Source organism: Sphingopyxis sp. USTB-05, assembly GCF_023822045.1.
In the GTDB taxonomy this organism is placed as follows: Bacteria; Pseudomonadota; Alphaproteobacteria; order Sphingomonadales; family Sphingomonadaceae; genus Sphingopyxis.
In genome coordinates this window covers 278,424-299,263 of record NZ_CP084712.1, presented here as the reverse complement: position 1 = coordinate 299,263, position 20,840 = coordinate 278,424, and the positions used below count along the sequence as shown (strand labels likewise).

At 59.0% G+C, this 20,840-nt stretch carries 18 protein-coding genes and 3 pseudogenes; 13 read left to right on the top strand and 8 right to left on the bottom strand.

Annotated features, from left to right (window positions below; genetic code table 11):
- Window positions 1-51 precede the first annotated feature (51 nt).
- Entirely contained in the window at window positions 52-501 is a 450-nt protein-coding gene (locus tag KEC45_RS01450; protein ID WP_252171347.1) for a globin domain-containing protein, read from the top strand.
- Window positions 502-769: 268 nt separating this feature from the next.
- Window positions 770-1,813, top strand: a complete 1,044-nt coding sequence (locus tag KEC45_RS01445) for an IS4 family transposase (protein WP_252171346.1) — start codon at window positions 770-772, stop codon at window positions 1,811-1,813.
- Between the two features lie 308 nt (window positions 1,814-2,121).
- On the opposite strand, the gene KEC45_RS01440 is transcribed toward KEC45_RS01445, so the two are convergent.
- Together KEC45_RS01440 and KEC45_RS21925 are read right to left on the bottom strand one after the other, a co-directional pair.
- Complete coding sequence (locus KEC45_RS01440; protein ID WP_252171345.1) at window positions 2,122-2,352, bottom strand: hypothetical protein; 231 nt, start codon at window positions 2,350-2,352, stop codon at window positions 2,122-2,124.
- Between the two features lie 25 nt (window positions 2,353-2,377).
- Window positions 2,378-2,449 (bottom strand): hypothetical protein, encoded by a 72-nt coding sequence (locus KEC45_RS21925; RefSeq protein WP_368389976.1) that lies wholly within the window; start codon window positions 2,447-2,449, stop codon window positions 2,378-2,380.
- 816 nt (window positions 2,450-3,265) lie between these two features.
- Between KEC45_RS21925 and KEC45_RS01435 the strand changes: the two genes are divergently transcribed.
- The 3 genes from KEC45_RS01435 (at window position 3,266) to KEC45_RS01425 (ending at window position 7,055) form a co-directional block, all read left to right on the top strand.
- Window positions 3,266-5,692 (top strand): TonB-dependent receptor, encoded by a 2,427-nt coding sequence (locus tag KEC45_RS01435; protein ID WP_252171344.1) that lies wholly within the window; start codon window positions 3,266-3,268, stop codon window positions 5,690-5,692.
- Between the two features lie 22 nt (window positions 5,693-5,714).
- Window positions 5,715-5,954 (top strand): hypothetical protein, encoded by a 240-nt coding sequence (locus KEC45_RS01430; protein WP_252171343.1) that lies wholly within the window; start codon window positions 5,715-5,717, stop codon window positions 5,952-5,954.
- An 81-nt stretch (window positions 5,955-6,035) separates the two neighbouring features.
- Window positions 6,036-7,055: an IS110 family transposase gene (locus KEC45_RS01425; protein WP_252171342.1), complete on the top strand. Its 1,020-nt coding sequence runs from the start codon at window positions 6,036-6,038 to the stop codon at window positions 7,053-7,055.
- Between the two features lie 389 nt (window positions 7,056-7,444).
- Here KEC45_RS01425 and KEC45_RS01420 read toward each other — a convergent pair whose 3' ends face one another.
- Together KEC45_RS01420 and KEC45_RS01415 are read right to left on the bottom strand one after the other, a co-directional pair.
- On the bottom strand, window positions 7,445-7,765 hold the full coding sequence (locus KEC45_RS01420) for a multidrug efflux SMR transporter (RefSeq protein ID WP_252171341.1): 321 nt from the start codon (window positions 7,763-7,765) through the stop codon (window positions 7,445-7,447).
- Window positions 7,766-7,937: 172 nt separating this feature from the next.
- Window positions 7,938-9,353: an aldehyde dehydrogenase family protein gene (locus tag KEC45_RS01415; protein ID WP_252171340.1), complete on the bottom strand. Its 1,416-nt coding sequence runs from the start codon at window positions 9,351-9,353 to the stop codon at window positions 7,938-7,940.
- Between the two features lie 214 nt (window positions 9,354-9,567).
- Between KEC45_RS01415 and KEC45_RS01410 the strand changes: the two genes are divergently transcribed.
- Window positions 9,568-10,101, top strand: coding sequence for a CopG family ribbon-helix-helix protein (locus tag KEC45_RS01410; RefSeq protein WP_368389953.1), 534 nt, complete (start codon window positions 9,568-9,570; stop codon window positions 10,099-10,101).
- Here KEC45_RS01410 and KEC45_RS01405 read toward each other — a convergent pair.
- The 3 genes from KEC45_RS01405 to KEC45_RS01395 are packed head-to-tail and all read right to left on the bottom strand — an operon-like array spanning window position 10,098 to window position 13,369.
- Entirely contained in the window at window positions 10,098-10,886 is a 789-nt protein-coding gene (locus tag KEC45_RS01405; protein WP_252171338.1) for a hypothetical protein, read from the bottom strand. The two genes, KEC45_RS01410 and KEC45_RS01405, sit on opposite strands and share 4 nt — an antisense overlap.
- 48 nt (window positions 10,887-10,934) lie before the next feature.
- A complete protein-coding gene (locus tag KEC45_RS01400; RefSeq protein ID WP_252171337.1) occupies window positions 10,935-12,173 on the bottom strand; it encodes an MFS transporter in 1,239 nt (412 codons plus the stop codon).
- A gap of 59 nt (window positions 12,174-12,232) precedes the next feature.
- The gene (locus tag KEC45_RS01395) at window positions 12,233-13,369 is read right to left on the bottom strand and encodes an isopenicillin N synthase family oxygenase (RefSeq protein ID WP_252171336.1); all 1,137 of its coding nucleotides are present in this window, start codon (window positions 13,367-13,369) and stop codon (window positions 12,233-12,235) included.
- Between the two features lie 441 nt (window positions 13,370-13,810).
- Between KEC45_RS01395 and KEC45_RS01390 the strand changes: the two genes are divergently transcribed.
- The 5 genes and pseudogenes from KEC45_RS01390 to KEC45_RS01370 all read left to right on the top strand — a co-directional run.
- The gene (locus tag KEC45_RS01390) at window positions 13,811-14,878 is read left to right on the top strand and encodes an isopenicillin N synthase family oxygenase (RefSeq protein ID WP_252171335.1); all 1,068 of its coding nucleotides are present in this window, start codon (window positions 13,811-13,813) and stop codon (window positions 14,876-14,878) included.
- Window positions 14,879-14,917: 39 nt separating this feature from the next.
- Window positions 14,918-16,117: an MFS transporter gene (locus KEC45_RS01385; RefSeq protein ID WP_252171334.1), complete on the top strand. Its 1,200-nt coding sequence runs from the start codon at window positions 14,918-14,920 to the stop codon at window positions 16,115-16,117.
- Window positions 16,118-16,388: 271 nt separating this feature from the next.
- Window positions 16,389-16,754: a DUF3422 family protein gene (locus tag KEC45_RS01380; protein ID WP_252171333.1), complete on the top strand. Its 366-nt coding sequence runs from the start codon at window positions 16,389-16,391 to the stop codon at window positions 16,752-16,754.
- Window positions 16,755-16,785: 31 nt separating this feature from the next.
- Window positions 16,786-17,589, top strand: coding sequence for a DUF3422 family protein (locus tag KEC45_RS01375; protein WP_252171332.1), 804 nt, complete (start codon window positions 16,786-16,788; stop codon window positions 17,587-17,589).
- A pseudogene (locus KEC45_RS01370) lies at window positions 17,493-18,265 on the top strand (IS3 family transposase); the annotation flags it as partial. The gene KEC45_RS01375 and the pseudogene KEC45_RS01370, both read left to right, overlap by 97 nt.
- Before the next feature lie 209 nt (window positions 18,266-18,474).
- On the opposite strand, the pseudogene KEC45_RS01365 reads toward KEC45_RS01370, so the two are convergent.
- Window positions 18,475-19,771 (bottom strand): annotated as a pseudogene (locus tag KEC45_RS01365) (IS110 family transposase).
- Between the two features lie 152 nt (window positions 19,772-19,923).
- Here KEC45_RS01365 and KEC45_RS01360 point away from each other — a divergent pair.
- Both KEC45_RS01360 and KEC45_RS01355 read left to right on the top strand, forming a co-directional pair.
- A pseudogene (locus tag KEC45_RS01360) lies at window positions 19,924-20,262 on the top strand (integrase core domain-containing protein); the annotation flags it as partial.
- Window positions 20,263-20,346: 84 nt separating this feature from the next.
- Window positions 20,347-20,550, top strand: a complete 204-nt coding sequence (locus tag KEC45_RS01355; protein WP_252171331.1) for a DUF3422 family protein — start codon at window positions 20,347-20,349, stop codon at window positions 20,548-20,550.
- Window positions 20,551-20,840 lie beyond the last annotated feature (290 nt).

Sequence of the window (20,840 nt, the reverse complement as noted above, 5' to 3'; positions counted from 1 at the left end):
GTCAGCGGGATGACGGCAAGCAAAAATGCAAGGGAAGGAAGTTCAACTTCGATGAAAATAGCATCGCAGCACACAATGGAGATTGTGAAGTCGACGGCGCCGGCACTCGAACAGCATGGCGTCGCGATAACGTCCGCGATGTACGCGAGGCTCTTCGAGCATCCCGAGGTAGAGGCGATGTTCGATCGCGCCGCCCAAAGCAGCGGCGAGCAGCCGCGAAAGCTCGCCGCTGCGATCCTTGCTTATGCACGCAACATCGACCGGCTGGAAAATCTCAGTCCTGCCGTCGCGCGCATGATCGCGCGCCATGTCGAAACCGGCGTCAGACCCGAACATTATCCCCTGGTTGCCGAGGCGCTCCTGCCAGCCATACGTGATGTTCTTGGCCCGGACGTCGTTACCGATGCGGTGCTGGAGGCGTGGGGCGAGGCGTATTGGATGCTCGCGAGCGTATTGATCGCGGCCGAGGAGCAAGCCTATGCGACAACCGGAATCGAGTAGCCGAAAGGCTTAAGGCTGTGAAGGCCCGTCTCGTCTGCGCCGGCGGCTGATCTGGCAGTTCGCCGCGCGGCGCGGCGCGGCAGCATCTTTGCGTGGCTGAAGATGTCCCCCCTCCCCCGGAGCTACGACATTCACACATCGTGTTTTGAATGAGGGTTGAAGGGTTGTGGGAAGTCTGATTCTCTGTCCTGACTTGGATGGAGGTATGGATGGAACTGACGCTGGGCCATTTTGGCGATTTGCGGCTGCAAAAAGGGGGGCCTTTCTTTTGGGCCGGCTTGTTGAGGTTGGTGGGCGCGCGCTTCGGGTCCGTCGTCTTAGCGGCGATCGTGCGGGCGAGATCCGGATCAGTCGATTGTTACGCAATACCGCGGTGACGGTGACAGAGAACTTGGCGGAGGCCGGTCGTGGGCTTTCGGAGCGTTGCCTGGACCGCGATGTGCTGGTGATCCAGGACACGACGGTGCAGCGTTCGCAGGGCGGCGGCGGAGATTATCTGCACGCGGCGCTCGCGCTCGACGAGCAGGACGGCGCGATATTGGGCTTGGCGGGCGGCTGCTTCTTGCGGCGGCAGTCGGGGCGCAAGGCGGAACGCCGGATCCTGCCGATCGAAGAGAAAGAGAGCTTCCGCTGGCTGGAAGCGGCGGATCAGGCGGCTTCGACATGCTCAGGGGCGCGGCGGATCACGATTATCTGCGACCGGGAGGGCGACATTTACGAGGCGTTCGCGCTGCGGCCCGAGCCCGCGGACCTTTTGGTACGATCCGCGCAGGATCGCAGCCTGGGTGATGGCGGGCGGCTGTTCGCCGCGCTCGATGCGCTGCCCGAAATGGGTCGAGCCGATCTCGATCTGCCGGCCAAGCCCGGATGTCCCGCCCGCCTTACCCGGCTCGCCATACGCTTCGCGACGATGAAGCTGGCCCGGCCGCAGCGCGGCTTCAGGGCCGGCTTGCCCGAGACGCTCGCGGTGCAACTGGTCGATGTTCGCGAGGTCGACCCGCTGCCGGGCAGGCCTGAAATCCACTGGCGGCTCCTGACCACTCGTCCCGTCGAAAACGTCCTGCAAGCCTGGAAGATCGTCGATCTCTACTGCCGCCGCTGGGCGATCGAACAGCTGTTCCGTACCTTGAAAACCAAGGGGTTCGACGTCGAGGGCCTGCGCATCGAATACCCCGAGCCGCGCGACAAGCTCGTCATCGCTGCCCTTGTCGCCGCCGTCACCATCCAGCAACTCGTCCATGCCCGTGAGGGTGGCCCGGACCACTCAGACCGGCAACCGATGCGCTCGACCCTGAGGACCTGCCGCTGCTAGAAGCCTATTGCGCCAAGCTCGAAGGCAAAACCGAGCGCCAGGAAAACCCTCACCCCAAAGGCTCTCTCGCCTAAGCCTCATGGGTCTGCGCCCGCCTCGGCGGATGGACCGGATATTACGGAAAACCCGGACCAATCGTCATGCTCGAAGGATGGCTCGAAATCCAAACCGCCAAACGCGCAATCAACTTACTCGGCCACAAACTCAATGTGTGAATCTAGTAGCCCCCGGCGCCAGGTTGGCGCGATCCATGAAATTCGGACGCGTCAGCCGGATCAAGGCGGCCAGCGCCATCAGGCACCATCTGGTCAGAATTTGGCCTTGTGGCGGTCGATCACGTCGTCGATGAAATCTGCAGCTGCGCGCACCTTGGCAAGCTCGGCCTCGGCCAGCTGTCGCCGCGCCCCGGCGATGCCCCCGGTCAGCGTCTCGGCAACGGTGCCGCGGGTACGAAACGCATCCAGCGTCTGCGGCGGCATCGTGTTGAACGTTTCCGGGCTGATCAGCCCATCGACATAGAGCGTGTGAAGGTATGCCACATCCTTGACCCGGTTGACCTCGCACTCATTTGATCGGGTAAGTCCTCTTTCGCTGCTTCCCAAACTCCCGGTCGCCCGCCATGAATCGTTCGACCATCGGCGCGATCAGACGCTCAGCGGCGCCCAGCTGCGCACCTTCCATGCTGGCAGACTACGCGAAAAGCGTCGGAGTGGCCTTTTGCAAAAGGCCACTCCGACGCTCGAAACAAACGCCGCTTAACAACCCGGGGTGGACCAGTTTTACGTGTCGCCCCCGGACCACTTCACGATGTCGCTTGATACACTCGACCAGAAATAGGGAATCCAAACCGGCGACGTCCGAAGTCAGGGGCCGAGACATTCCGCGCATGCCTTTCGGGTCCTTGGCGTGCCAAGGCGACCTCCAGCGCTCAGCAGATACGGCGTAACGCCAATGCGCTTGCCATCAACTCACCACGTTCGCCGCCCGCATAACCACAAAATGCCGGCAAGCGAAAAGCGCGTCGCAGCAAAGCGCGGCCGGGGCGATCCTTGGGCCACGCGGAGACCGTGAATCGGCATCCAGCAGCAGCTGCACCGCCGGCCAGTGCTCGCAAAATCCGTTCAAATTTCGCGCCTCAAGGGCGGGCCGACGATGCCTCATATTCGATCATGGCGGCGATGGGCTTCGGCAGCCCTTGACGTGGTCCATGAGGTGTGATTTTTTATCCAAATCGTAATACTGCCATTTTGATTGTCTCCCACTCGATGCCATCCGCACGCGAGAAAGGAGGTCAGGGGACAAGGTGGCGAGAGGCAAGCGAATGTCCGGCCGCGCTTAAATTTTCGGCCGGAGTTCCTTGAGTAGTGGGTGCTGACGTTCAGTCGAGCAGAGCGGCATCATGTTGTCATGCGTTCTATGTCTGGACCAAAAAAGGATTTGGGGGAAAAACCAATGCACAATAAGCTCAGCCGCGCAGCTTTCCTCAGCAGCGGTTCCGCTCTGGGAATGTTGCTCACAACGATTATCGCAGCGCCTGCGGCCGCCCAGTCCACGCCATCGCCAGCTGATGCATCCGATCCGTCCGAGATCGTGGTAACCGCGTCCCGCCGCGATACCACGGCATTGAAGACCCCGATCAATATCTCGGCGATCAGCGGAGCCGATCTCGAGAAGAGCGGCACGAGCGACTTTTCGGCACTCGCCCGGTCCGTACCGGGCATGGTCTACACCGGTACGAGCATCCGCAATGGCGGCGCGAACAACAGTTTCATCATCCATGGTTTGAATCTCGACGATGGGACAGCCACCGGAGACTCGCCACTGCCAACGCTTCCGCCCGTCTCGACTTACGTGAACGAGACACCGACCTTCGTGAATCTGCGACTCATGGACGTCAAGCGAATCGAAGTGCTCCGCGGCCCCCAAGCTTCACTCTATGGTCTTTCGTCTATCGGGGGCACCGTTCGAATATTGCTCAACGAGCCTGATCTGAAAAGGGCCGCTTTCAAACTCACCACGCAGCTAAGCCAGACGAAACACGCCGGCTCGCCAAATTTCTCTGCTGATGCTGTGGCCAACCTGCCGCTGAGCGATCGCTTTGCAGCTCGGGTCTCGGCCGGTTATAGTCGTCAGGCCGGCTTCATCGACGCCAAGCATCTTTTTCAGCTCGATGCCAATGGCATTCCCGTACTGGAGACTCCCGGCGACCTTATCCACAGCTTGCCCGTCTCGCGCTCGGAACGGGACATAAACAAGGCGGAAATGTACTATGTGCGCCCGTCCCTTTTGTACGAGAATGAGGGCCTCAAGCTCTTGCTGACCTATCAGCATCAGCACGAGACGGCCAATGCGAACAATTACGATGAATATCCCGGCACCACCGGTCCGACGAGCTACTCATCGGTCAATTCGCCGGGTTTCCTCAACGACAGATTTGATGCAGCCTTCCCGGCCGTCTTCGATCAGTATGAAACAGGCGCCTTCCTGCCACAACCATATGAACGCAACGTCGATCTGGCTTCTCTCGAAGCTTCCTATGATTTCGGCTTTGCGACACTGACATCCACAACATCGTGGTACCGCAACGACGTCGACTCGATTACCGACGCATCTGCGCCTTATCAGAAAAGCCTGGCTTTTCTATATTCCGGATATCCGCGCCTCTCGACCGGAAGCCGACGGATGTCGAAGGATAAAGGCGAGATTCAGGAGCTTCGCCTCGTCTCGAACGGTGATACAAAATTTTCTTACTCGATAGGCGCGTTCTACATGCGCCAAAAGAACCGCTTCCTGCAGGAAGATTCCATTGCCGGCTTTACGCAGTTTTCGGAGGCGCTCGGGATTCCCACCGGCACCGATCTCGCATTCCTGAACGGCCGCTCAATTCGGTTCAAGGATGCGGCACTATATGGTGAAATGACCTACCATATCACTCCGAAATGGCAGATCACCGGCGGCGCCCGACTGTACAATCAAAAGCTGGATATCACCACCATAAACCAGCAACCGATTTGCGGGGTGTTCTGCTCCCAGTTCGGGGATGACCCGCTGGGGACGAGCACCGGAGCGGCGAAGACCAGCAAAACGAGCAAGCTTTTCAAGCTGAACACATCGTATGAAGTGAATCCGGGCTTGCTGATTTTCGGCACATTCTCTCAAGGCCAACGCCGAGGTGGCGCAAATGGCGTGCCGCTAACCGGCCCGTTTGGCGTACCCCCCATTTTCCAGTTTTTCGATCCTGACAAGGTCAACAATTATGAGGTCGGCTTCAAGGGCAGGCCAAGTTCCGCGTTCGATTTTTCGGCATCATTTTACTGGATCGACTGGCAGAAGCCCCAGGTAAATATCACGACGCCGATCGCGTTCCTTCCAGCTGTCGTCAATGGTTCGAAAGCACGCTCGAGAGGCGTCGATTTCGAGAGCAGGCTTCGCTTGGCGCCTGGGCTCACCGTTGCCGCGACCTATTCCTATAATGATGCGGAGCTGACGCGCGATGTCAGTGTGGGCGGCGCCATCTTTGGGGTGGCAGGTCGGCGCCTCCCCGGAACGCCCCATCATCTGGCCAGCTTCAGCAGCACATACGAACAGCCGCTCGCCGGAGGTTATGAGCTTAGTCTTCAGGCAGGAGCAAATTGGCGTAGCAACACGACCACGGAGCTTCAACCCGCGTCAAGCGTCACACTCCCGTCCTTCTTGATGGCCAACGCTTCCATAGGGATTTCAAAAGACCGGTGGCGGGCTACAATCTTTGCCGATAATATCACCAACACACGCGGAGTGCTCAGTTCCAGAAATCTTCTGATCTTCGATCCCCGTGGCATCTCAAATCAGGTGCAGACGCCGGCGACGATCGGCATTAGAATTGGGTATGACTATTAAGTTGCCATTCGCATTGCTTTAAATGGAGATCATTGATCGCCTGCATCAAGGGGCGGCGCTGCTTCGCCAACGCCGCCCCATCGATGCGTTACACGTCCTGGCTTCCATTTCCGGCGCGGAGAATGATGATCCTCGCGCCATCGCCGCCTGTTCCTACGCCTATGCCCTTCTCGGCGACATGGCGACCGCCTTGCACCTCGCGCGAACCGTCGCGGCCCGGGAAGGTCTGGATGAGTTTTCGCTGGATCTTGACGTGACCTGACGTGATGGCATGGACGGCCCCTGCACCAGCGTAGCTGTGCAATGATGCGGCCGTTGTAGGTCCACGTCTAGGAGTCGTCATATGAAGCAGGAGGTTGCCACCGTCGGATTAGATTTGGCGAAGAACGTTTTTCAGGTACATGCGATCGGTAGCGACGGAGCCGTCCTGGTGCGGCGGAAGTTGAGGCGCGCGGAGGTGATCGGCTTCTTCACCGACCTTCCAGGCTGCGTGGTCGGCATGGAAGCGTGCGCATCCGCGCACCATTGGGCTCGCGAGCTGATCGCATTGGGCCACGAAGTCCGGCTTATGCCGCCCGCCTACGTGAAGCCATATGTGAAGCGCGGGAAGACTGATGCAGCAGATGCCGAGGCGATCTGCGAAGCAGTGACGCGCCCGACGATGCGGTTCGTTGCGGTAAAGTCGGTTGAACAGCAGGCGGTGCTCATGCTTCACAAGAGCCGCGACCTGTTGGTGCGGCAGCGGACCATGCTCATCAACGCCTTGCGAGGGCACTTGGCTGAGTATGGCATTGTGACAGGGATGGGCGCCGGCGGTGTTACCGCGATGCTCAAAGCCCTGCATGAGCGAGAAGATGAGCTGCCCGCTCACGCTCGTTCCGCCTTGCGCGGACTCGCTGCCCAGATGAGGGCGCTCGCCAGCGAGATCGACAGGTTGGAAGCGCAGATTCTCGCGTGGCACCGCGCTGACGAGACAAGCCGGCGGCTCGCCACGATACCGGGCATCGGCCCGATTACCGCGTCAGCGATGTCGGCCGCGGTGCCAGATGCGTCGCTGTTCCGATCCGGCCGCCAGTTCGCGGCATGGCTAGGACTGACGCCTCGAGCTAACAGCTCTGGCGGCAAGGAGCGCTTGGGTGGGATCACGAAGCAGGGAGATGGCTATTTGCGGCGGCAGCTTGTGGTCGGCGCAACAGCGGTGATGCGTATGACACGCAAAAACGGCGATCGGCAGCCTTGGATGGCACAGCTCCTGGAGCGCAAGCCTGCGAAGATCGCGACAGTCGCGCTCGCCAACAAGACAGCACGCATTGCTTGGGCGGTGATGTCGCGCAAAGAAGTCTACGCGGCGCCGGCCGCATGACCGTCTTCCCCGCTGCTGGGTAACGCCAGCGAGAGGATGGCGTAGGAGTAGCTGAGTAGTGATGACAAACCGGTCAGACCGGGGGTCGGCAAAACCCAGGGGGTCACAGCGCTTCGAGCGCGATGACGTGATTAGGGAGCCTGCCTGCGGACTTCATCAGGGCCAGCAGCCATGCGGCGCTGCGCGAACAGGCCGAACACATGGATGCACCCGACCGGTGCTCATCATTAAACAAAAGCTCTTGCGCCGCAGGGGTCGTCCACACATGGACCTACAACGGCCGCATCATTGCACAGCTACGCTGGTGCAGGGGCCGTCCATGCCATCACGTCAGGCCAGTCTCCAACGTTGGCAGGCAAAGTCATCCATCGCTTCGTTCGCCGCGAACTTCAGCTTGCAGCCGAAAACTTCATGATGACAAGCCCGCTGACTATCAGCGAAGCTGCCAAGACGCGCAACGGGCTAACCTCTTCACCGAGCACGATTATTCCTACCAAGAACGCACCAACGGCTCCAATACCTGTCCAGACGGTATAGGCCGTCCCCAGTGGTAGCGTTTTCATCGACATGGAAAGCAGTGAGAAACTTGCAATCATCGTCAATATCGTGATTGCGGATGGCGTCATTCGAGTAAAGCCGTCCGATTGCTTCATGAAATAGGTCCAAACCACCTCCAAGAGACCAGCCACACCTAACATTACCCACGCCATAAGCCCTCCCAATGGGATTTTCGACACCGAGCTTCGATCGCAGTATCGGGTTAGCCGGACGCGTTCGCTCGACCCCGCACACAAAATCGATTCTTCCAAGACTGCTTGCATCGATGAACGCGCGCAGATTTTAGTTTTTCAATGACCTTCAGGACCGCAGAGTTCATCAACCTCAAGCGCCGGCCAAGGTTTTAACTTCGAGATACTCCGCGAGGCCCATAGCTCCACCTTCCCGGCCGTTTCCAGATTGCTTGTAACCGCCAAAAGGCAATGCGCTGCTCCAGGGCGCGCCGTTCACGCTGACAAACCCGCTGCGTAGCCTTCTAGCGACCCTTGCAGAACGCTCCGGCGACCCTTGGACCCTTGCGGCGAGGCCGTAGTTGGTGTCGTTGGCGAGCGCTATCGCGTGTTCTTCGTCCCGATATGACAAAATCGACAAGACTGGCCCGAAAATTTCCACACGAGCAATTTCCATGTCCGGTTCAACGTCGGCGAAGACAGTGGGGCGTACGAACCATCCCTTGTCGAGGTGCGGGGGCCTTCCCAACCCACCGATCACCAAGGAAGCGCCCTCGTCAATGCCGCTGGCGATGAGCGTCTGAACACGTTCCCATTGCGCGCGGGAGACGACCGGACCCAGAAAAGTGTCCGGCTTGGCAGGATCGTCGACGATAAACTGGTCGGCTACAGCCGCAATCAGCGCTTTCACTTGTTCCATGCGGTGCGCCGGCACGAGCATTCTGGTGGGCGCAACACAGGTTTGACCGGAATTGGACATGACCGCTTCAGTCCCCTCGATCACAGCCGTTTCGAAATCTGCGTCATCGAGGATGATGTTGGGCGATTTTCCTCCCAGTTCCTGTGTGACGCGCTTGACGCTGAATGCCGCTCTTCGGGCCACGTCGACCCCGGCCCGGGTGGAACCGGTGAAGGAAACCATCGCAATATCCGGATGTTCGGCTAGCGCCGCACCGGCCTCCCCGATACCATAGATCATGTTGAAAACACCCGGCGGCGTGCCGGCGTCGTGGAATATCTCCGCAAGAATCCTGGCCGAAAAGCACGCATGCTCGGAGGGTTTGAGCACTACCGTGCAGCCCGCAGCGAGCGCCGCGCCAAGTTTCAGCGTCGTCTGGCTGAGCGGCCAGTTCCATGGCGTGATGAGGGCACAAGGACCGATCGGTTCCTTGCAGATAAGCGCGGTACCCACCCGTTCTTCAAAATCGAACTTTCGGAGGATATCGATCGCAGTCGCGATGTTTAAGCGGCCGGAAGTGACATGCGCCTCTTCGGCGAGTGTTTTCGGTGCGCCCATCTCTTCCCGCACGGCAATCGCCAGATTATCAGTCCGACGATCGTACTGGACAAGGATGGCTTCGAGCAATTCGAGCCTCTCGTTCCGACTTGTCGCCGAAAACGATTCGAACGCTCGGTTCGCTGCCGAAACGGCGCTGTCGACGTCCTGCTTGTTCGCAAGCGCAACTGTGCCGGACTGCATTTCCGTGGCCGGATTAATCGCAGTGAATTTCTCGCTGCCCTGCGGCTTCTGCCAGACACCATCAATGTAAAATGAAGAGCAATCCTGCATTTCTGGCCCCTCGAAATTCTATCCTGGTTTCCGACGCCGGAAGGCTGCCGGCCATCTGCAACGATGGAAATCAAGACCTATCCGTATTACGAAAATTGATAAAGATGTTATTTTGCCAGATGCCATTGAAAATTGGCCTTGATTTTCTGCCGTCCGAGTTTCAGCCGCATTGACCGACGGAAGGAAAATCTGCGATGACTCCGCAAGATGAAGAATGGGATGGAAAGAACTTGATCGCATGACAAAGAGTCCTGCCAGCGACGACGCGCAAGGGTTCAGCAACGGCACTCTCGGCCGGCTGAGCATGAGCTTGCCCAGCAGATTGCTTGAACAGCTGGACAGGATGATGGCCGAGAGAGGACTCTCGAACCGTTCGCAAATCATAGCAGAGCTGCTACGGAATGAGGTCGCGGAATATAATTCAACGCATGTGGACTCAGTAGTGGCGGGAACGATCACGTTGGTTTACCGCGCTGAAAGCGGCCGGGTAAGGGAATCCCTCGCTCAAACCCAGCTAGCATTTCTGAAAGAGGTTATTTCCTCCCAGCACGTCTTTCTGGAAAATGATGAGTCGCTCGAGGTACTTCTCGTCCAAGGGCCGGGAGCCCGGATACGGAGTCTGTGCGACGAGCTTCGCGGTATCCGCGGGGTGCACCAGATTTGCTTGACCATTACCACCGCGTTGCTCCCTCCCCTTCATTCCGAAAAGACGAGAGCGAGCGGACGAGGGCGAACGGCGCGCCGCTAGGTTTCGTCACCATCGGGTTGCAGTCCGGCGGCTATGGTTGCCGCTCGCCAGCAATCCCGAGTGTCGCTGAGCCGTGCCGTTCGCGTTGCACATTGATCGTCCGCGTCGAATAGCTCAACGGAGAACGCCTTCCCCACGAGCCATGGCAATGACGCTACCACCGTCTCCCACTCCCCGGTCGATGATCGACGCGCATAACGGACCCGATCACCCAGCCAGGCCTCGACCTCGGGCCTGCGGCCGCAAACCAGTTCGCTCGAGACGCCTTGAGAGCTCGCTGCAAAAGCCGGGGCAGCGTCCGCGGAGACGACAAACTCCATCAGGTGGTCGCCGACCATTACCAGGACGCCCGTATGAAAGCCGCCATCGTCGAGAAGAAAAGCCTCGGTTGGCGCCTGACGGGGCGTAAGCTTTTCCCATATCTCTTGATAGTTGGCATGCATGCCATTCTCGATCAGTATATTGCTCCGGATTTCGCAATAAGCCTCATCGAGGATTCCTGTCGGCGGATGGCGGTCGTGGATCCGGATCCAGTGAAGGATATCATTTCGAACCGTGAGAGTACCCACAAAGGCCTGGACATCGGCTAATTGCAACAGTTGTTCCTTGGAACATTGCGACAGGCTCTCTGCATCGATGGCCAACACGCCCTCAGGCACCCGCAAATCCACAAACCAACGGTCCGTTTGCAGCCAGAACACCTTGGTTGTCTCGTCCCGGTAGCCCGGTGCAGTGATAACCTGCCGTTGCCAAAGGCCTCGAAACGCTGTCGGAACATCGGTCATGGGCAATCCCGTCGAATAGGAGGAGATAAGGAGGGGCGATATCCAGCCTTACGCCGAGGTGTTTTCACGCTCGAAGCCTGCGGGCTCGGCAGAGACTCCGAACTCGCTGGAAGGGATGACAGGCTGTGAAGCGCCGAACAGCTTCCGCTGAACAGCTATTATGACACTGATCGTCGCGACGCCGACGAGGGCAACCGAAAAGATCGCAAGTCCGTGACTTCCGTATCCTGCCGCAAGAATGACGGTCGCCAGCATGGGCGTGATCCCGCTACCTATGCGATAGACGCTATAGTTCAGAGTGACGAGCCGGCCGGTCGGATCGATGGCAACGCACAGCCCGTTCATATACGGCTTCACCAGCATCGCCGCGATCGCCTGTAGAACCAGTCCCGATATCAGCACGGAAGCAGACGCCGCATAGCCGATCATCATCGCGCCGATCGCCAGCCCCGCATAGGCAACAAGAATGGGCTTCAAACGACCAAAGCGAACACCTGCCCAATGCGCGAACAGAGGACCCAAAAGCATGGACATGTTCACCACCGCCATGACGTACAGGAGGTCGACGAAGGTCAGTCCAACAGAGCGCGCCGTTTGTTCGAAGAAGATGTAGGTCGCATTGCTTGCGATTACCATGCTGAAGAAGCTTACCACCAAGAGCAGAATTATGGGGCTTCTCAGCATTGCCCAAGAAGACATGGCTGCGATCGGCGATGATGACGCGCGCCCAGGCGCTGTCGCGCGGCGGGTGATGCCAGGGACCATGAACATCGCAGCCAGCGGCAACAGCCCGAGTACCATGAAGATGGCGTCGGCACCCAAGCTGGGCACGAGCAATGGTGCGAGGAGCGAGACGATCGCCGATCCGAGGCCCACGCCGAAGGCCTGGACCGCGAATCCCCGTTCCGCTTCGTCTTGAAGTCCGATCAAAATGCCGATCACCGCCAGTACCACACCTTCGCCGCCGCCGGCTAAGGCACGAAGCGCTACAAGCGACGCGAACCCATCAGCCAGGATCGTGAGCATATTGCCCAGGATCAACATGCTGAGACCGCAATATAGGAACCATCGTGCGCTGATCCGGTGAGCAATAGGGAAGATCAGGCCGACAGCCACGGCTGTAGACATTACTTGGACCGTGGCAATCATACCTCCCTGCACCCGGCTCATGCCATGCCGCTCGGTAAGAGCGCCCAGCACAAGTGGAAGGACAAAATATGTAATATCTGCTGCTACAGACACAGTTGCAAGGGACATATGCTGGCGCGTCGGCCACTTTTTACTCATACCATCACTCCCCCGCATGATTTTATGATTATTTATTATATATATATTCAATCTTCGAACTAATTGACAGCTTTGCGCTGAAAAGGGTTAGTCGAGTGAATTTTGAAGTTTATTTGCAGCTCTCCATTGACGACCTTCTTGCGCAGGTGCTTGGTTCCTTCGATCATGAAGCCTGCGAGATGCTCGCCGGCGATGATGCTGCCGTAACGGGCGGGCTGGTCTGCGGAGACGAACTGCGGCAGCGGCTCGATGACCGTGTCATAGTTGGTCGCGAAGAAGAGCGGCAGCGAGAACCGTTCCTTGCCCTGGTTGACGACACGGTGCTGGGTGGCCTTGAAACGCCCGTTCGTCAGCGCCTCGAGCATATCGCCGATGTTGACGATGAAGGTACCGTCGATGGGCGGCGCCGCGACCCACTCGTCGGCTGCATTCATCACCTGAAGCCCGGCGCTTCGCTGGTTGAGGATCGTGAAACACTCGAAGTCCGAATGCACTCCGATCCCGAGATGCTGATTATCCATCGGCAGGTCATTCTCGGGATAATGAAGAAGCCGTAATTGCGACGCCGTTTTGGTGGTCATCCCGGCGAAAAAGCCGTTCGGTAGATCCAGGCGCAATTCGAACGCACGGAACAGCAGGTCGCCGATCTCCTTCACCGCATCATAATATTCCATGACTCCATCGCGAAAGCCCGGGATCCAATCAGGCCATTGATTGGGGACGAGCAGAATATCGCCCGCAAGATAGTCTGGATCATCTTCAGCAATTTCGCCTGCCAGATCGAGCGTATCGAACAGCCGGGGACGGGTGAGATAGTCATAGTCCGGGTCCGCATCGGCCAGCCGGTAGAGTTCCGGGTCATCGTCATCATCGTCCGCGGTAGTTGGTGTCCAGCCCCTCACACCTTGGGAGTTGCGAACATGTACGCGCGACTTTTGCTGATTCGAAGAGTGGTGGAATTCCTTCGACAAGGCGTAGGCGCGCTCGATCACGCTTTCCGGAATGCCGTGATTCTTGACGTAAAAGAAACCGACCTGCTCGCACGCGAGACCGATGCGTTCAGCAGTGGCATGCCGTGCGACGGGATCCGAAGTCCGGAGAGCCGAAATATCGATGACGGGTATGGAGGAGAATGGCATAAGCTTCGCATTCATAGCACCATGCCCGTCCGTCTTTTCGCCAGCTCCCACGTCCATCTGCCTCTCCGTATAGCTGTTCACCCCGGCAGCAGCAGGCGGCGACAATGATATTACGAATTTTCAAATTCGTATTAATATTGGCGCGAGTCAAGCCCATTATTCCTCGTCCGGCTACCTGGAATCGCAGTGGCAGCACATTGATCTACTGCCCGCCCTATATCTTTCGGACAGGCGGCCCTTACGCCAACGCCGGGCCCCAAGACCTATACCGAAAGACGCAATGCATGCGAGGGACCGAAAATATCGCAGAGCAGCTTTACATTACGTATTACGAATTATAAAGTATGTAATACTGGCAGCGGAAACCGGGAGGGTCGCTGCCAGATTTGAGGCTTCAAAATGGAGAGGCAGATGGACGTGGGAGCTGGCGAAAAGACGGACGGGCATGGCGCTATGAATGCGAAGTTCATGCCATTCTCCTCCATACCGATCATCGAAATGTCCGGATTGCGATCCGAAAGCGCGTCGGTGCGTGCGGCTGTTGCCAATGAGATTGGCCTCGCATGCGAACAGGTCGGTTTCTTCTACATCAAGAACCATGGAATCCCGGGAAGCGTGATCGAGCGAACCTATGCGCTGTCAAAGCAGTTTCATGCATCGCCGCTTGAGAAAAAAACCGCGGTCAACGCTCGCCATTCGCAGGGGGTCCGCGGCTGGTTTCCGACCAGCGCCGATGACGATGACGATGACCCGGAACTCTACCGGCTCGTCCCGGCCGATCCTGACTATGATTTCCTCACGCGTCCCCGGCTGTTCGATACGCTCGACCTGGCGCAGGAGGTAGCCGAGGACGATCCAGATTTCCTTGCAGGAAACGTGCTAACCGTCCCCAATCAATGGCCTGACTGGATCCCGGGTTTTCGCGATGGAGTCATGGAATATTATGATGCGGTGAAGGAGATCGGCGACCTGCTGTTCCGTGCGTTCGCAATCTATCTTGCTTTGCCGGAAGCCACTTTCCTTTCAATGACGGACAGGGCCACTTCCTATCTAAGGCTTCTTCATTATCCCGAGAATGACCTGCCGATGGATAATCAGCATCTCGGGATCGGGGTGCATTCGGACTTCGAATGTTTCACGATCCTCAACCAGCGAAGCGCCGGGCTTCAGGTGATGAATGCAGCCGACGAGTGGGTCGCGGCGCCGCCCATCGACGGTACCTTCATCGTCAACATCGGCGATATGCTCGAGGCGCTGACGAACGGGCGTTTCAAGGCCACCCAGCACCGTGTCGTCAACCAGGGCGAGGAACGGTTCTCGCTGCCGCTCTTCTTCGCGACCAACTATGACACGGTCATCGAGCCGCTGCCGCAGTTCGTCTCCGCAGACCAGCCGGCCCGTTACGGCAGCATCATCGCTGGCGAGCATCTCGCAGGCTTCATGATCAAAGGCGCCAAGCACCTGCGCAAGAAGGTCGTCAATGGAGAGTTGAAGGTAGATTTTCCAATCCACACAACCAATCCATTCCAGCGCAAAGCAGTCAACGAGTTCGATCGCGCTGATTGAGCACAATCCCATACATGATGCTGAGCTAGGCTAGACGATATGTTAATCAAGTTGCCGACGCGGCAGCACATGTATCTTGCAACAAATTCAGTTGCCGCGGACCTCACCTATTTCGTTCTTCCGCTGATACTGGGAGCAATGGTGGTTCGGCATGGAGTGAGCGAGCTGCAGGGAGGCATCCTTGCTACCATCCAGGTAATGTCGACAGCATTGCTGGGTTGCCTTCTCTTCCCGATCGCTCCCAGAATTCTGTCGAAGTGGACACTCTACGCCGGCTTGATGCTATTGCTCGTCAGCAACCTTGGTACAATATTCGCTCACAGGATGAGCGAACTGGTGGTGCTGCGCACGATGGCGGGGATCGGCGAAGGAATAGTGATCGTCGTCGTATCCCTTCTGATCGGGAAGGACGAAGGAGTAGAGGAAGGTTTTGCGGTTCAGGCCTTCGGTGTCGGCCTTGGTTCGACGGCCGTATCGCTTATCGCGCCGATGTTGATCCCCCGCTTGGGTGAGGATGCGATTTTTGTCGTGCTTGGGCTATTGCCGCTCCTCGCCATTTCGATGGTGCCTCGTATCCATTTTCCGGCCGCCCCTGCCGACGCTAGCGAGCCGGACCGTCCCGCAGGGGTCGCGGCCTGGACCCTTTTACGGCAACCCATGATCGCTCTGATGCTCATCAGCTTTTTTTGCATGGTGGTTGCAAGCAACGCGACATTTGTTTTCTTCGAGAGGACAGCAACCTCTCTCGGGATGAGTTTTACCCAAGTCCTTTACGTCATGACGCTATCGAACCTGTCCATGCTGCTAGGCCCCGTTTTCGCACATTGGGCAGGTGTTCGTTTCGGCCGGCTCAACCCGCTTCTTCTGTCTTATGCGGCCATCGGCTCTGGTGCATTGCTCATCGGATACGCGACATCTCCAGCAAGCCTGATCGCCGGACTGATGCTACAGGGCGTGGCGGTGATGCTGGTGAAGCCGTATATGAACGGGCTTTGCGTGGCCGCGGATCCCAGCGGACGCTTTGTCACTCTGAACTTCGGCGCCTATGCCTTGGGAAGCGGCGTCACGCCGGCCTTGTCCGCTCTCGTTCTATCGGCGGGTTTCGGCTTCACCGGCCTTGCCGATTTCTCGATGGCGCTCATCATCCTGGCATCGATCGCCGTTATTTGGGCAATACGCGGCAGTTCCGTCGATGTGGCGAGCGAAAAACGCGAAAAGATCGCTACTGACGTCCAATAACCGCCACAGCTTCACAACAAACCCTACATTGCCTTCGAAGGTCCCGGCCCGTAACCGAAGGCCTGCTCGGGTCAGATCGGTTCTCATTATGGCGGGTTTCCGATCAAATAGTCGCAAGGCTCGCATTCTCATACTGATCCCCATAGCCCCGGACTCCTTGCACTGCCTCAAAAATGGGTGCGAGGGCGTCGGGCGGCCCATGGATGTCCCTCCGGAGAAAGCGTGTGTGTCCGGGCGCGGCTAGAGCGTCTTCAAATCGGAGGGAGGCAATATGGCGCCGATAATTCATCCGCAGCGGCAACGCGTGCTCGAGGAACTTCACGCCCGTCCGTTTACCCCTCTGACGGCCGGAACCCGGCTTCTGCATTTCGGTTTCCAAGTATCGCACGGCGGAGCCGACGACGACCGCGCGAGGCTGGACAGCCGTGCTCGCACAGCAAGCGAAGCGCCCGTCGATCAAGAATGTCGCTACCGGCTTCTGAAGGATGGAGCGCTGCGCTGGGAACGCCATGGCGAGTTCGTCACCTACACGCTGCGCGTCGATACCGATGCGCCGGCTGCCTGGCCTTCCGGGCTGATCGCGCCGGGACCGCTTCTTGTCGCGGTCGATCTTAGTCTTTTGACCGAGCGAACTTAGTCTTTTGACCGAGCGAAGCGCTCCGCCAACGTTGGTCGAGGCCGTGCTTGCCAATGGCGATGCGCGGATAAGCAGCGACTTCTTACCCGGAGCAGACGGGTTCATCCGGATTGATGTTATCGATCTGGGCATGACGCCCGAAATCGCGGGCGCGCATGTTCAGCGAATTCTCGAGCTGGAAACCTACAGGACCTTCGCTCTTCTCGGACTACCCTCGGCGGAGAAGGCAATGCGCGCGATTGCCAAGATCGAAGACCAACTGCCCGACGTCACGGAAAAGATGGACGCCGCCGACAGCCTCGAGGACAATAGGCATCTCCTCGACTTGCTTTCCAAGATGACGCTCGAAATCGAGCGCAGCAGCGCCGCCTCGCATTTCAGGCTTGGAGCAGCGCGCGCCTATAGCGAATTGGTCCGGCTTCGGCTGGCCGCGCTTTCCGAACAACCCGATCCGGCGAAGCGAGGTCTCGCCGCATTCTTCTCACGTCGCTTCGATCCCGCAATCCGGACCTGCACATCGGCCCTCGACCGCGAGGCCATTCTTGCCCGCAAGCTTACCCGCGCGGCTCAGTTGCTCCGTACCCGTGTTGAAATCGCTCTCGAAAGCCAGAACCGTGATCTGCCCCCTTCTGAGTGGTCCAAAATTGATGATATTTTGGATGACGAAGGAGACATGGAATGCCGAGCAAGAAGCGTCGCCCGGAAGAGATTATCGGTAAGCTGCGTGAAGCGGAGGTTGTGCTGGCGCAGGGCGCTACGACCGCCGAGGCGTGCCGTCGGATCGCGATCAGCGAGCAGACCTATTATCGGTGGCGCAAGGAATATGGCGGTCTGAAGACCGACCAGGCGCGCCGGATGAAGGATCTGGAGAAGGAGAACCAGCGGCTTCGACGCGCGATCTCGGACCTGACGCTCGACAAGCTGATCCTGCAGGAAGCTGCCCGGGGAAACTTCTGAGCCCCGCGCGCCGCAGGCGCTGTATCGACCACATCAGGACGATGATGCCGGTGTCCGAGCGACGGCTCTGCCGTGTGCTCGGGCAACATCGATCGACACAGCGCAAGGTGCCCCGCGGGGCTGATGACGAAGCCGCTCTCACCGAGGATATCATTGCGCTCGCCCGGCAATATGGTCGCTATGGCTATCGCCGAGTGACGGCGTTGCTGCGTGATGCGGGCTGGCATGTGAACCGCAAGCGGGTCGAGCGTATCTGGCGCCGCGAGGGGCTGAAGTTACCGCAAAGGCAACCGAAGCGCGGGCGGCTGTGGCTGAACGACGGATCATGTATCCGGCTGCGACCCGAGTATCCCGGGCACGTCTGGTCCTACGACTTCGTCGAAGGGCGGACGCATGACGGTCGCAAATACCGGATCCTGTCGATCATCGACGAGGCGAGCCGGGAGTGCCTGGCGTTGCCGGTGGCGCGCAAGCTCAAGAGCGACGACGTGCTCGCGGCGCTGGCCGAACTGTTCGTCACCCGCGGTCCGCCGGCGCATATCCGGTCTGACAACGTCCTATGTTGGGAAAGCGTAGCGGGAAAATGCCAGCAGGTCTCGTTGCGCCGAAGGTGATCGGCGCTGGTGATTTTATGATCCAGATGGCTTCCATCGTCAAGGAAGGCGCTCTCGGCCATAGCAAACACAGGATCCATCGATCCTCGGGATCGTGGTCCTCACCGTCCTTAAAATGAGATACGCATGCCAGATGGAAGGCCCGAACATTATCTACAGGGTCGCCGTAGCGCCCTCACGGCACAGCAGAGAGGGGTCCTTCCATCTGGTGTCCGCCCGTTCGACGAACGGGCGGTACTCGGTTCCCGTCTTGATGACGGCGTGCACGACGCGCGCCATCTTGGCGGTGAGAGCGGTCATTGCCTTGCGGCGGCGATCGGGATCGCTGGCATGGCCGTCGACATAGCGGGAGAGCTTGTCGCGGAAGCTGTTGTTGGGTTGTCGGATCGCGACCTGCGTGGCCATCCAGAAGGTGCGTCGCAGCCGAGCGTTGCCGTACTTTGATAGTTTGGTCCGCCCCCGAAATATCCCTGACTGGTAGGTGGCGAGGTCGAGGCCGCAGAACTTGAGGAACTGGCGATGGTGGCTGAAACGCCGCAGGTCACCGGCCTCGGCCAGGATCGTCAGGGCGTTGATCGGCCCGATGCCGGGGATCATACGCAGGAGCTGATAATCGCTGTTCGTCGCCAGCGCGTGATGGGCAATCCGCTCGATCTCGTTGCGCTGCTGAATCAGGGTGCGTGCTTGGGCGATAACCATACGGAACATGGCGACCGCCGTGGAATCTTCGTCGATCGGCAGCGCGATCGATGCACAGGCCGTCTCGTAAATGTCGTTGACTACCCGGGCCTTGGAAACCTTGCGGCCGATCAGCGGCCAGACCTGCTCGGTGAAAGCCTCGCGCCCAATCGAGGTGATGCTGCCCGGCGTCGGGAATCGTTCGATCAGCGCCAGGAACCAGTCGGACCGGCTATTGCCCGCGAAACGCTCGATCTCCGGGAAATACAGCGGCAGATAATGGGTGAGGATCCGATGCCAGGTCTGGGTCTTCGCCTTGGAAATGGCTTCGTGGGTCTTCGACATCTCCTGCAGATCGTTGATGCCCGCAGCCAGCGGATCGACATAGCGCTGCGTCGCCCCGATCTTCAGCATATGCAGGATTACCTGAGCGTCCTTGGAATCATTCTTGTCCCAGCCATTGTGCAGCGCTTCGCGTGTCCGGGCCAAGGCGACCGACGAAATCAGGCGAAGCTCGAACCCGGCGGACAGCAAGCGATGCGCCAACGTGCGGTGATAGTTGCCGGTTGCTTCAAAGCCGACGATCACGGGCCTGCCGATGGCCGTCAGATCGTCAGCCAGCCGGTCATAGTCCGCCTTCGTCGCCATGACGGTCATACGGCGTCGGCGGCCGCCTTCCGGTCGTTCGAGGAGAACTTCCTGGCGGTGCTTCGACATATCGATGGCTACCAGGACGGCGTCGGGTGGCGTAGAATGCAGCTTGGTCATGATCGGTCAGCCTCCAAAGGTTGTGTCGACAACTTCTCTTTAGAGACCTGCTGGCCGGTCATGACTGCCTTGATGAAGCCGGCGGGCGCTACGCGCCCTTGTCCCCATCAAGGCATTGCGGCCCTCCAATAGGCAGCTTCCCAATGTGCTATGGCCCGGAATTTATCGCGACGGCGGTGCAGGAATGGCTGGCGAAGGTCGGCGTGAAGACGCTCTACATCACGCCCGGATCGCCATGGGAGAATGGCTATTGCGAAAGCTTCAACGGATCGCTGCGCGATGAGCTGCTCAACGGAGAGATCTTCTACTCGCTCGCCGAGGCCCGCATCCTGATCGAGGCGTGGCGGCGTCATTACAACACCGTCCGGCCGCACAGCTCGCTCGGGTATCGACCACCGGCGCCCGAGGTCGTTCCATCGCCAGTGTCGCCCTCCGGTTCCGCTTCGCTCCACCTACGGCCAACACTGGCGATGGAGGCGTCAATGCACTAACAATCCAACCGGACCACTCGGTGGGGGCCGGTCAACCGCGATCTCCTTGCCGCGATGGGCAACCGCGTCCGGCTCCAGCTTCGCATGCAACACACGGTCGAGAGACTCTCGGTAGCTGCCATCACTAATTATATGGCCAATGTCCTTCACCTGATGCTCGCCGGCGCGCACACAATCTGGCAAACCATCGACGCCGAATTTCTGACGGCGGCCGCGACGCCCTTTCTATTTGCCGCTATAACCTTCGCGATGCTGCGAATACGTCGGCACCATCGCGACGCCTTCTGAACCGGGATCGGGCTCAGCGCTCAATCCCATCCCCCGAACCGGCCGCAAGTAAGACGAGAGCGACGCTCCCCCATTTGGTGCCGGCGGGCGGCACATATTGCTTTCCGTCGCGACCGACGCCCGCCTATGGCATCGCCGCCTCCCTATAAGGCGATCCGCAGCACCCCGGGAGTTCCCGGCGAAGGAGATACAGCCGGCAGCCGGCGTGCACTGACCAACAATTTGGTCCCAAGGAGGAAAGTCAGAGTCGGCCACCGTCAATTCGAAAGCGACTTTTGGGTCCAGACTGG